The sequence below is a fragment of the Thermoplasmata archaeon genome (assembly GCA_038874435.1).
Lineage (GTDB): Archaea > Thermoplasmatota > Thermoplasmata > Lutacidiplasmatales > SKW197 > SKW197.
The window spans coordinates 1-11,642 of the sequence record JAVZCK010000033.1; the positions used below are offsets into that span (position 1 = coordinate 1).

Here is an 11,642-nt window from a genome sequence, read left to right on the forward strand (position 1 = left end):
GAGTTATCCAAAGTTTATGTTGTGACCGTAGGGGAGCAGAACTTTGTGAATGAAGTGACAAAATCCACGAGAAAACTGCTTAATGAGCTGGAAATACATATTACTCAAAACTTGGGAAGTTAGTGAGTACATAAATTAATCAAATCCTTGAAAGAAAAGTACAGGTTTGAACATGCAAAGATCAGAGAAGTGCTTTATGCAGAACTTTCCGGTGAACTTAAAAATATCTACCATGAAATTGTTGCAAAAGTTCTAGAAGAAGAATATAAAGCTGGAAGAGACGAGATTCTGGAGGATGTCGTATATCATTACAGTAGGACTGGGCTGCGAGATAAAGTAATAGAGTATGGCTTAGTTGCAGGGAGAACAGCTAAAAAACGATTTGCAAATGCAGAGGCGATAAGGATTTACACCGAAGTGCTGAACGCAATGGGAGAAGATACTTGTTATATGGAACTGCGGCTGCAGACATGGTGGGAACTTGCTGAGGTACTTGAGCTTGCCGGCAGGTATGATGAAGCACTGGAGATTCTCAAATGTAGAATTGCAAACCTAATAACAACAGACCCTGTTGAGGCAGGCAGAAGCTACAGAAAACGATGTGAGATAAACATACAGAAAGGTGATTATGAGAAGGCAATCCAGGATGCGGAGAATGCAGAGCAAGTGTTGTCTGGAGTGTCCAATGCCAATCTTGAGTTGGCTAGAGTATGGTCTGTGAAGGGTTACGTGCTCGAAAGGAGAGGAGAGTATAGGCACGCAATTGAACTGCAGGAGCGTGCGATAGCGGTGTTTGAGAGAGTTCGTGCTGAAAAAGACATTGGCGATGCACTGCACAGAATTGGAAGCTGTTACTGGTATCTAGGCGAAAGTGAAAAAGGTCTTGAGTATCTGAATAGGGCTTTGAAACACAGGGAGGAGATAAATGATGTAAGAGGGCTTGCTGCAACATACAACAACATTGGGGCAATTTATCATAACATGGGAGATTCTGAGAAGGCATTGGAGTTTTATCTCAAGAGCCTGGCCTTAAAAGAGCGCTTAGGGGATGTTTATGGGATTGCCACCTCTTACAACAACTTAGGGGTAACTTATCACAATAAGGGTGACTATGAGAAGGCACTTGAATTTAGTTATAAGAGCTTGACTTTAAAGGAACGAATTGGCGACCTATCTGGAATTGCAACTGCATACCATAACATAGGCGGAATTTGTTTCGTGAAAGGAGAATACGAGAAGGCGATTGAGTTTTACAAGAAGGCCCTTTTATTATGGGAACGGAGTCATGATACATGGGATATAGCCCTTTCCTGCAAGAATTTTGGTGATGTCTATCTAGAAATCGGAGAATATGAAAGAGCCCTTGAATCCTATAGTAGATCGCTCCAGCTCTATTAGGCAGATTGGTTCTAAAACTGGAGAACCATGGGGGTTGATTGGAATTGCAGAAGTGCACATTCTAAGAGGAGAGCTTGAAAAAGCACTCCCAATTCTCAAAGAAATTGAAAAGATTACAAAAAATGTTGAGGAAAAATTGACAGTTGCATATGTGAACTACCTGTGGGGAAAATTTTATGCAGCAGAGGGAAATAAAGAGCGGGCTATGGAATCTCTACGCTTGTCAATAAAAATATACGAAGACATCGGAATGAGAGACAACCATTACCACAAAACCCTCTATGAATTCGGTAAGATATCTGGCATAAGAGAATTGCTTTATAGAGCTTTGGAATTTTTCGAACGGATTGGCAACCAGTTCTGGGTCAAAAGAATTAGGGAAGAAATGGACTTGATTTAGCTTCCTTCAATGTTCCTCTCTTTTATGAGTTAAATCACAATAACATTTTTCTAATTCTTGGTTATCCAAGAAACATGGAAACTCCTTTTGTTGACCGAGAACATGAACTCTCTGAGTTATGTGCTGCCCTCTCTTCTGCAAAATCTGGCAAGGGAGTAATGTATTTTATTATTGGTGAGATGGGAATTGGAAAGACCAGATTGATGGAGGAATTCTGTAAAATTGCGGAAAAAGAGGGTTTCCGTATTATGTTCTCCAGATGCATTGATACGAAAGCTGCCCCGTTTTTACCTCTCCACGATGTATTCAGGCATGTAGAGGTTGAAAAGACGAAGGAAGTTGTACCTATAGGTCTTTCGATTGTAGGTGAGATTGCTGCGGAAAACCTGTATAATGCTGAACGAGAACGCACTAGGAGATTGGAAAGTTTTCTGCGGAAATTTGAGACGCTGGCTGCAGAGAAACCCCTTGTGTTTGTACTTGATGACCTGCAGTGGGCGGACTCTGGAACCATCAGCTTCCTTCACTATCTTTCAAGGAACATTGCCAAAATTCCGATGATTTGCCTTGCAGCTTATGCTACTGAATTTTTGAGAAGTGGTAGTTCGCATTTTGCAGACACGGTGCAGAACATCAACATAGAAAGGAATGCAAGAACACTAGAAATTAAAAATCTTGAAAAAATGGAGGTAGCCCAGATTCTCGCAAACTTGCTGTCTGTGAATCTTCCAGATAATATCCTGTTCTTGGTGTATGAAAAAACAGGAGGTAACCCCTTATTTGTGGAAGAGCTTGGAAAGGGCATAAAGGAACAAGATTTTTTTGATGCTAAAGAGCAGAAATTTAGAGTGCCGCTGGAACAATTGAAAATGCCCGCAACAGTGCGAAGTATAGTGGGTCTCAGAATCTCTCGTCTTTCAGACGATGCTAAGAAGGTGCTAAGGGCCTGTGCCGTTGTGGGTAGAGAATTTGAGTATCCACTCCTTTCTAAACTTACAGGCATGGATGAGGAAAAACTTCTGGGGATTTTAGACGAGCTTATTGCTACTGGTTATCTTGCTGAAGTTCCAGGTGAAGAGGAAAAATACCGCTTCGTCCACAACCCTGTCTATGAATGGGTGTATGACGAAATTTCTACTCAAAGAAAAAGAATAATGCATAAGATTGTGGGTACAGAGCTGGAAAAACTTCACGGAAACGAGCCGGTTTATCATTCGCGCCTCGGAAAGCACTTCATAATTGCCAGGGAGTTTCTTAAAGGTGTTAAATACAAGGTGCTTGCCGGTGAGTATGCCCTCTCCAATTATGCAATGGAAGATGCAATTGAAAATTTAAAGGATGCTGAGAGCGTTATCAGTGAAATTGAAGAGAGTAAGGAAAAGAAGGACTATGGATGTAAACTATACAGAATGCTGGGCGATTGTTATTACATTCTCTCAAACTATGATGAAGCAATCGCAGCATACCAGAATGCGCTGGCTCTTGCGGAAGATTGGACAGAAAAAATGAGGATAAAATTGCGGCTCAGCATGCCCCATACAAGAAAGGGAAATTTTGACGAAAGCATGAAACTGCTCACAGAAGTGCTGGAAACAAAATCAGAAGACGATGCCCTCAACACCTCAGCATTGATGAATCTGGGTTGGACCTACGAGCTGAAAGGAGAATACAAAATCGCTGTCGAATACTATCAGCAAGCCCTCAAAAACTGCGAAAGAATGAACGATGAGGTTCTCGCTGGTGCGGTGAATCATAGGATGGGAACTGGATACTGGTGCATCGGCAACATTTTTGAAGCCAGGAAGTATCTTGAAAAGGCACTCGAAATAAGGAAGAAGCATAACCTGAAAGAGGGCCTTCCAGACACATACAACAATCTGGCAATTCTTTACAGCGATGAAGGAGAAATTGAGAAGGCATTAGAGTATTTCAGAGAAGCCGAAAAACTGTACACAGAAATTGGCGATTTGTCTGGCCTGTGTGCAATTTACAACAATCTGGCTGATATTTATGCCTTGAGAGGAGAGTATGAGAAGGCGATTAAGGTGTACTGGAAAGATGTGGAACTTTCAAGAAGAATTGGATACAAAACCTCGGAAATTATGGCTTTAAGCAACATCGCCTCGATTTACCAGGAGAACGGCGACTACACGACGGCATTGAAACATTATAAGGAAGCACTGAGTGAATCAAGAAAAATTGGAGAAAAGCGGATGCTCTGCATGATTTTATCAAACCTGGCTGTGATTTACGCAGAACTTGGAGAGGCGGAAAAATCTCTGCCTTATGCGGAGGAGGCACTTGTAGTGGCAACAAATGAAGGAAACAAGGAAGATGAAGGCGATGCCTGTTCTGCGCTTGGTAGAGTGATGGTTGCGATGGGCAGGTTTAAGGAAGCGGAGGAATACTACGAAAGGGCACTGGATATATATATTGTGATTCAGAGGGCTGAGAGGGTTTACACTTGCAGATATGACATGGGTCGCATGTACATCCGCTGGGGAAAGCATGACTTAGCAAGGGAAAATCTGATGAAAGCGAAAGAATTTTTTGAGAGGATGGGAACTAAAGGAATGTTGGCAAAGATAAACAGTGAGTTGGAAAAAATTAATGGGAAATTCTGATAACCCAAATTGAAAAAAAAATGAAGGAAAGGGATATAAAGAACCCATTGTTATGTAGAATACGGAAATGGAAGAAACTAATATATCGTTCTCAGCACAAAGAAAAACTGCTATCACAACTTTCATAGGTGGAGGTCTCAAAAATGGAATGTTACTGGTTCTTCAAGCTATTTAACAATATAAAAAGTGAACATGAATCTGTGGAGCTTGCAAAACTTGAACTGGAAAGCTTGTTTGGAGTGGTTGAACCAATCTTTAATTTTGCAAATAAACTTTGTGATGAGCCATTGTGCAGATTTATGAACCTACCTGAAAGAGTAGAAGATTACATAACTTATGAACTACCATATGGTAGAATCCAGGGATACTCGGGAATATCAAAATCACCTGATTGCTTTGGAAAGTTGGTGAGACGACTTGGATATACTCGTGAAATTTATCTAATTATGGAGTTGAATGGACAACCAGAGGATATTGCAAAATCTGTTTTCCCAGAAGGTTCTATAGGAAAGAATTTTCATTTTTTTAGAGCAGATAGATATATATGTTTCAGAGCAATAACTCACCAATATTTTCTTGAGAAATCTGAGTACATCTCGAAGTTAAGCAGGAATGAGCACGAAGTGGAAAAGAATGTGAAGATTTTGTTCTCATATCCAATAAATGAAATATACAGGATTCCTGCGTCCTCAACCCTTAGCATAGGAAAGAGACTGCAAGATTATTTTGCGATTCGTGAGGAACCGTCGCTATATCTGTCCCATTACTTTCATCCATACAAAGGTAAATTCCACCCTAAAATGGCTAGGGCGCTATTAAACTATATATGCCCTCATGACGAGGGTGTCGTTCTGGATAATTTTGCAGGTAGTGGTACATTATTGGTAGAATCTTCTCTTATGGGACTTACTAGTATAGGGATTGAAATAAATCCTCTTTCCGTGCTCATGTGTAATGTAAAAACAAATTCATTATTAATAGATATTAATAAATTGAAAGTAGAAATCACCAGATACTTTAAAAATGTTAGAGAAATCATTAAGGCATATGAAAATGTAATGACGGGACAACCTACGTTAGATTCCGATAAGAATCGTGTTATTAATAAGATTAGAGAAAAATCTAAATTCGTTGCTGATAAATTAAAAAATTGTTTAAGCGAAAAAGAGAAGGTAATACCACAAATCCTTCTCTGCAGAGAACAAATATGTCTTATCGAAGATAAACTAATTAGTGATTTCTTGCTTTTAGGATTAAGCGGTGCCATAAGTGATATCACTAGGAGAACAAAAGATGAGTTTTTAGATGTATTTGAGAGGAGAGTAGAAGAACTTTATTTAAGATTATTTCTCTTTAGAAAGCTGTCTGAAATCCTAAAAATTGACATAGGTGAATCTACATGTTACGTTGGAGATACAAGAAACATGAAAGAGTTTATAGAGGATGAGATAATAGATGGAATCGTGAACTCCCCGCCATATTCTGTCGCTTTAGATTACATAAAAAATGATTATCCACAGTTAGTCTTATTAGAATTAACAGATTCCATTGAAAAGATAGAAGAAGAAATGATAGGAAACCCAAGAGTAAATTATGATAGAAAAGAGTTGCTTGAAAAAATAAAGACCCATAAAAATAATCCATTAGATGTCTCTCCTACTGCAAGAGAAATTGTAAATGTTCTGTTAACAAAAGGTAGAGAACAGCAGGGATTGAGATGTTTTAAATTTTACATAGACATGTACCAATCTCTTAGAGAAATGTACAGAGTGATGAAAAAGAATGCTAAGTGTGCCATAGTGATAGGAAATAACCATTTTACTGTTAATGATGGTACCATAGAAGTACCGAATGATAGAATTCTTCTGGAACTGGCAAAGGCTGTAGGTTTTATGTTGGACAAACTCATAGGACGGGAATTGCAAAAAAGCAGCGAAGGGTATATACGGGAGGAGAGTATCCTTATCTTGAAGAAGGTGATTTAATGAAAAATAAAAAACAAATTATCGAAGGCCCAATGATTAAAATAATGGTTCCAATGGATCGCTTCAAAATAGTGGAAAGCGTAGTGTCAGCATTCATTGAGTTTGAAAAGGACAAGAAGGGAAAAGGCACAGAATTTAGATATCCTGTAGAGAATTTATCATCTGGTGGGATGCTTTATATTCACAGACCAGGCGTAAAATGGAATTTTGATTTCAAAGTTGAAATTCCCCAAGCATGTGGAATAGATGAAGGAAGACACGATGAATTAGGGCTTATTTTACGACGTGTTAAAATGACAAATCAATCGGAGTTTGAAAAACTTTGGCAACTTATAACAGAAATATATAAATGTCGTGAAAACAATGTGGATCAACTACTTTCACAAACACCTGTTTCAATCGGCACCATCAGCTGGACAGATGTATTGTTAAAGGTAATAAAATGGCTCTTTATTATGGAAGATATAATTTACTGGCATTATGAAGGAAGGGCTTTTCTTTATAACTTTTTCAAATATGTTGCGAACGAGACAGATGAGGAGAGACTCCACCAAGTCCTATCAGGGATAAGAGAAAGAAAAATAAAGCCAGCCAAGATAAAAACCCTCTTAGAGAAAATAGGACTTTCTTGGGAACTCCCATAAAATAGATTTACCTCGCCTTAATCACTTTCTTCACATTTGGTCTGTCCTTGTAGAACATCCTGCAGCCGCATTTTTCACACTGGAGGGTGATTGAATCGGGTTTGAGTGGCTCCTTGCATCTGGCACACCTATACATTCGCTTCCTCCTCCGACTCTTTCTTTTCTTTTTCTTCCTCCACCTTCACTTTTTTCACCTTTTTAACCTTCTTCTCTGGCTCTTTCTTTGTCTCTTCCTTCGCCTCTTCTTCCTCTTCGATCTTCTTTGTAATTGCTTTTGGCGGTGTGGGATAGTAGGCACTACTTGCAATCTTTACACCACATTTCCTGCATTCGTAGATGCCCGTGCTTACTCTTTTCAAAACGCCAGTGTTACATTCTGGACAGGGATGTTTTTCTCTCATTTCAGTTTCAACATCGTGCAACCTGCGCCTTATCCTTATTCCGTACCTCGGTCCATATTTACCAGCAATTCCGACCTTCTTTGTTCGTCTTGACATGGGAAACCACCTTCTGAAGTTTTTCAGCTTGATTTGAGAATTTCCCGCAGTTTAGAGGAAGACACCTGACACATACTTATAACTTTCTTTACTTCCTCAACACTAAACGAGCCTGAGAGCCCTTTCTGAACTGCCCTTATGTTTCCATTTTCATCTATAGCCATGGTGAGGCGTGCATCTGCAATTTTTTCCTCATCCAGTGCTGGGTCTATCATCAGAGTATCCTTTATTTTCACCACCGTGCATTCAATTGGTAAACCATTCAGAGGCAATGGAAAGTCCTCACCCATACCGTGGGCAGATGCTGGCACCTTTGTACATGTGAGGGCTGCAAGTGATGCTAAATAGGCAGCATCAAACAGATTTCCATCGTAGTCCAGGACATGAATGTCAACGAAAACAATCCAGACCTTTTCGCCCGGTGCAACACACAGTTTTTCCAGGTCTATCACACGCCCTTCTCGCAAGCCCCTATCCACAACTCTAGCCAGTTCAATACCTTCCTCGTTTGGAGGGCCTGCCTCAAAAGTAGGTGAGGCAAGGGGAATCAACTCTGCATTGGTTGTGAGCACGCCCACATTTGGTGTGTCTGGGAAGGGTTCACCCAGTTCAATCTTTACACCCACCAGCACCGAGGTATTTCCTATTGATACCTGGGCCGAGCCCTCAGCTGAAGATATCACATTTTTCTTTATCTCAATCTGTCTGTATTCATCATGTTTTCTTCCATCTATTCTTGTTCCTTTGGCTGCAAGTTGCTGGAGATACTCTCGCATTATTTCTGAAACAATATCCTCACCCATTGTTTCACCTCTGCTCCTGTTTTGGTGTCTGGCTCTCTTCTCTTTCCACTTCCTGCTCGCACTTATACTTGTTCTTCAATGCTTCCTTCTGGAGTTCATAAATTTTCATACAGGCATCTATTGCCATGTTTAAAGCGGTCTCAAATTCAGTTTGTGACATATTTCCATCCATCTGAAGCAGGACTATCTCTTTCGTCCTCGGGATTATTGCCACTGGAAGGTCTGCCTCCCCGTAGTTGTCCTCTTCCTTTTTGAGGTCAAGGGCAATCTGTCCATCGATTTTACCAGCAGCACAGGCAGGCACAAGGTCTGCCATTGGGATTCCTGCATCTGCAAGCGCAACAGAGGCTGCAGTTATCCCTGCACATCTAGTCCCTGCGTTTGCTTGAAGGACCTCTATAAAAATGTCCACAGAAGCCCTGGGAAACATTTCCAGAAAGAGCACATTTTCAAAAACCTCACCTGTGATCTTTGAGATTTCCACGGACCTTCTATCAGGGCCAGGTCTCTTCCGCTCAGTCACAGAGAACGGTGCCATGTTGTAGCGACATTGCACGATTGCCTTTGCAGGGTTCTGAATGTGCTTGGGTTTTGCTTCTCTGGGTCCATAAACTGCAGCAAGAACCTTATTTTCTCCCCACTCAACATAGGCAGAACCGTCAGCTCTCTTCAGCACACCAGCCTCAATTCTTATCGGTCTAAGTTCATCCAGCTTTCGCCCATCTATTCTTCTACCATTTTCATCAACTAACTTTGGTTTGTTTTCCATACCTATTCCACTCATAACTGATTCACCTCTTACTGTGTTGGATTCCTGGTTTTTTCTTCCAGAAAATTTTTTATCGCATCCGTTAGACCAAGCAAGTGGGACTCTTCCTCAATCTTCTTTATTGCAAGTATCGCAAGTGCAATTTGTTCCACATTTCCTTCCAGCCAGATTCTTCCATTTTGGCCCACAAAGATTCTGCACTTGGTATAGTTTTTCAGTAGATTTATCATCGAGCCACCCTTTCCAATAACTCTCGGCACTTTGGTGGGTGTGATTTCAATTATCTCACCGCCCAGCAATTTTTTGCATCCTGGCTTTCCCATTGTCACCATCACTCGCTTGGTCTCGTCCACTGCCTCAACCTCGCAGAGCACCATGTCTCCCACATTAAGATACTTCTGGGTTTCGCCCATTTCAATCCGCCAGGGTGTTCCGCTTATGTGCAGTGGCGCAGGATACGGTGCGTTTATGTCAACAAGCCAGTTTGTGGGAGCCACATCTATAATCTTACCAATAATCACATCTCCCACTCTTGGCATATACTTTCCACTGAGTGGAATCACATTCACATAATTTCCATGCACATTCAAAATTCCGACAGTGGCTGCAAAAATCTGCCCATCTCTTGCATATGTGCCAACTCCTGGCTTCATATGTCCTTTCATCAACAACTCGCCTGGCACCACAATTTTTCTTGTGGCAACATTCTGCATCTGTTTATTTTCTTCCATCATGGTATCACTCTTTAACAGTTTACTGCTGTGATTTGAGAATTCGGGTTTCAGCTGCACCTTTTGTTTTCTGATTCAGTTTATCAAAAAAGTCGGTTTGCATGCCTGCTGGCATCTCTACAATGCCAATCCAGTATCCATTTGATTGCCATTCTTCCTGTGTAATTTTTCCAAAGTTTTTAATGTCGCCTATAACTCTGGGATAGTCGGTTGGAGAAAGCTTCACTGCAATTCTTACGGTGTCAAACTTAATCGGGATGATAGGTCGAAGGGCAGCTAGCACATCTTGGACCTGGGCATCCGCTGGTTTGAAGGGGTCAATGTGCACCTTCGCCTCCTTCATGGCAGATTCAATTCTTGCTGGTGGATGAGGGGTACCTGTCTGAGGGTTTACAGCATTCCTTGCGATAATTTCCACAATTTGCTTCCGCTTTGCCTCCTGCATCTGCCTTCTCTGTTCTGTTGTGAGCTGCACCTCTCCTTTCAGAATTATTGTCTTTGCAATTTCCAGCACATCTTCAGTGCCGAAATTTTTCTTCAGATGTTCCTCTGATGCTCTTTCGCCCTTCCTTGCATCCTTGAAAATTTCATCGATTACAAGGTAATCCATCAGATTTATCTCCTTTCCATCGCGTATTAACTGAACTGCTTTCGGGTCAACCAGCACCTCAAATGTGCTCTCACCTATCTGAAGTCGCGCTACCACTGAATCCTCTAACTTCACCATTTTTTACTTCACCTTCTCCAGATACTTCTGCACCTCTTCCTGAGGTATCCTGCTAAATGGCTTTGTCTTAGTTACAGTACCTACCTCAACTGAAAGCGGAATGTCCTTTGAAACTTCCCTCAGTGCTTTCAATCCCAGAACTATTGCCTCGTCCATCGAAAGGTCGTCTTTGTAATTCTCCTCAAAGTATTCCAGCACCTTCTCCTTGTTTGCTCCTATGCATGCTGCTTTATAGCCAGTGAGGGAACCGCTTGGGTCTGTCTCAAAAAGCTGAGGCCCGAACTCATCTACGCCTGCAACAAGCAGAGAAGTGCCGAATGGTCTTACACCACCATACTGGGTGTAGGTTTGCTTGTAATCACAGATTCTCTTAACCAGCATCTCAACAGAGATTTTTTCGTTGTAGGTTACCTTATTAATCTGGGCAATTACCCTTGCGTAATCCACAAGCACTCTTGCATCAGCCACAAGCCCTGAGGTTGCACAACCAATGTGCTCATCTAACACATAAATCTTTTCAATAGAATGGGGGACTGCAAGCTTTGAAGAAACGCGCTTGTCTGCAAGCAAAACTGCCCCATCCTTGAATAGAATTCCCAGGGTTGTGGAACCGCGCTTCACCGCCTCTCTTGCATACTCTACCTGAAACAATCGTCCATCTGGCGAGAATACAGTTATCGCCCTATCATATGCCATCTGACCTGGTTGCATATCCATACTAACACCAAGGTATGCAGATATTTCACTCAAATATAAACTATTCGCTATCCTCTTTTAGGTGATGATTTTGACATTGTAGCCGAAAACTTCCTGGTAGTCCGTGATGGAATCACCATCAACATCTGGGGTCTTGCAGTATTCTGCTGCTTTTGTGTCGCTCAGGCCCTTGCTCTTCCAGTATTGAAATTCCTGTGCATCAAGCCATTGGTCAGTGTCCGTGTCGTTGCTCAGTGGGTTTAGGCCGAGGGTGTATTCTACGCTGTCTTTTAGGCCGTCAGCATCACTGTCTGGACTCCAGGGGTCTGTGTTTGTAATCAGAATTTCTTCGCCATCACTCAAACCAT

General features: G+C 41.4%; 12 protein-coding genes and 1 pseudogene. 5 read left to right on the forward strand and 8 right to left on the reverse strand.

The genetic code is table 11. The features are described 5' to 3' along the window. The first annotated feature begins 147 nt into the window (after positions 1 to 147). From QXD64_08520 to QXD64_08540, 5 genes are all read left to right on the forward strand, one after another. Positions 148 to 1,398 (forward strand): tetratricopeptide repeat protein, encoded by a 1,251-nt coding sequence (locus QXD64_08520; GenBank protein ID MEM3397351.1) that lies wholly within the window; start codon positions 148 to 150, stop codon positions 1,396 to 1,398. A 34-nt stretch (positions 1,399 to 1,432) separates the two neighbouring features. Further along, entirely contained in the window at positions 1,433 to 1,798 is a 366-nt protein-coding gene (locus tag QXD64_08525; GenBank protein MEM3397352.1) for a hypothetical protein, read from the forward strand. Between the two features lie 74 nt (positions 1,799 to 1,872). Next, positions 1,873 to 4,422, forward strand: a complete 2,550-nt coding sequence (locus tag QXD64_08530) for a tetratricopeptide repeat protein (GenBank protein MEM3397353.1) — start codon at positions 1,873 to 1,875, stop codon at positions 4,420 to 4,422. Between the two features lie 143 nt (positions 4,423 to 4,565). Next, positions 4,566 to 6,407, forward strand: coding sequence for a DNA methyltransferase (locus QXD64_08535; protein MEM3397354.1), 1,842 nt, complete (start codon positions 4,566 to 4,568; stop codon positions 6,405 to 6,407). After that, positions 6,407 to 7,051 (forward strand): hypothetical protein, encoded by a 645-nt coding sequence (locus tag QXD64_08540; GenBank protein MEM3397355.1) that lies wholly within the window; start codon positions 6,407 to 6,409, stop codon positions 7,049 to 7,051. The genes QXD64_08535 and QXD64_08540 overlap by 1 nt, the downstream gene beginning before the upstream one ends. Positions 7,052 to 7,058: 7 nt before the next feature. Here QXD64_08540 and QXD64_08545 read toward each other — a convergent pair whose 3' ends face one another. The 8 genes and pseudogenes from QXD64_08545 to QXD64_08580 form a co-directional block, all read right to left on the reverse strand. Continuing rightward, the gene (locus tag QXD64_08545) at positions 7,059 to 7,187 is read right to left on the reverse strand and encodes a DNA-directed RNA polymerase subunit P (GenBank protein MEM3397356.1); all 129 of its coding nucleotides are present in this window, start codon (positions 7,185 to 7,187) and stop codon (positions 7,059 to 7,061) included. A gap of 112 nt (positions 7,188 to 7,299) precedes the next feature. Further along, positions 7,300 to 7,548 (reverse strand): annotated as a pseudogene (locus tag QXD64_08550) (50S ribosomal protein L37ae). A 23-nt stretch (positions 7,549 to 7,571) separates the two neighbouring features. Then, positions 7,572 to 8,351 carry an exosome complex protein Rrp42 gene (rrp42, locus tag QXD64_08555; protein ID MEM3397357.1) on the reverse strand — a complete coding sequence of 260 codons (780 nt, stop codon included), beginning with the start codon at positions 8,349 to 8,351 and terminating at the stop codon, positions 7,572 to 7,574. Positions 8,352 to 8,355: 4 nt separating this feature from the next. Next, on the reverse strand, positions 8,356 to 9,120 hold the full coding sequence (gene rrp41, locus QXD64_08560) for an exosome complex exonuclease Rrp41 (protein ID MEM3397358.1): 765 nt from the start codon (positions 9,118 to 9,120) through the stop codon (positions 8,356 to 8,358). Between the two features lie 29 nt (positions 9,121 to 9,149). Continuing rightward, positions 9,150 to 9,854, reverse strand: a complete 705-nt coding sequence (gene rrp4, locus QXD64_08565) for an exosome complex RNA-binding protein Rrp4 (GenBank protein ID MEM3397359.1) — start codon at positions 9,852 to 9,854, stop codon at positions 9,150 to 9,152. A gap of 19 nt (positions 9,855 to 9,873) precedes the next feature. Next, positions 9,874 to 10,578 carry a ribosome assembly factor SBDS gene (locus QXD64_08570; protein MEM3397360.1) on the reverse strand — a complete coding sequence of 235 codons (705 nt, stop codon included), beginning with the start codon at positions 10,576 to 10,578 and terminating at the stop codon, positions 9,874 to 9,876. A 3-nt stretch (positions 10,579 to 10,581) separates the two neighbouring features. Beyond that, positions 10,582 to 11,289 carry an archaeal proteasome endopeptidase complex subunit alpha gene (gene psmA / locus QXD64_08575; protein MEM3397361.1) on the reverse strand — a complete coding sequence of 236 codons (708 nt, stop codon included), beginning with the start codon at positions 11,287 to 11,289 and terminating at the stop codon, positions 10,582 to 10,584. A gap of 63 nt (positions 11,290 to 11,352) precedes the next feature. After that, a partial coding sequence (locus tag QXD64_08580; protein ID MEM3397362.1) for a calcium-binding protein occupies positions 11,353 to 11,642 on the reverse strand: 290 nt, incomplete at its 5' end.

What these genes read in the sequence shown, in the direction of transcription:
- rrp4 (MEM3397359.1), bottom strand. Translation starts at nt 9,854, where the DNA reads ATGATGGAAGAAAATAAACAGATGCAGAATGTTGCCACAAGAAAAATT.
- QXD64_08540 (MEM3397355.1), top strand. Translation starts at nt 6,407, where the DNA reads ATGAAAAATAAAAAACAAATTATCGAAGGCCCAATGATTAAAATAATG.
- rrp42 (MEM3397357.1), bottom strand. Translation starts at nt 8,351, where the DNA reads ATGGGTGAGGATATTGTTTCAGAAATAATGCGAGAGTATCTCCAGCAA.
- psmA (MEM3397361.1), bottom strand. Translation starts at nt 11,289, where the DNA reads ATGCAACCAGGTCAGATGGCATATGATAGGGCGATAACTGTATTCTCG.
- QXD64_08530 (MEM3397353.1), top strand. Translation starts at nt 1,873, where the DNA reads ATGGAAACTCCTTTTGTTGACCGAGAACATGAACTCTCTGAGTTATGT.
- QXD64_08545 (MEM3397356.1), bottom strand. Translation starts at nt 7,187, where the DNA reads ATGTATAGGTGTGCCAGATGCAAGGAGCCACTCAAACCCGATTCAATC.
- QXD64_08570 (MEM3397360.1), bottom strand. Translation starts at nt 10,578, where the DNA reads ATGGTGAAGTTAGAGGATTCAGTGGTAGCGCGACTTCAGATAGGTGAG.
- rrp41 (MEM3397358.1), bottom strand. Translation starts at nt 9,120, where the DNA reads ATGGAAAACAAACCAAAGTTAGTTGATGAAAATGGTAGAAGAATAGAT.
- QXD64_08535 (MEM3397354.1), top strand. Translation starts at nt 4,566, where the DNA reads ATGGAATGTTACTGGTTCTTCAAGCTATTTAACAATATAAAAAGTGAA.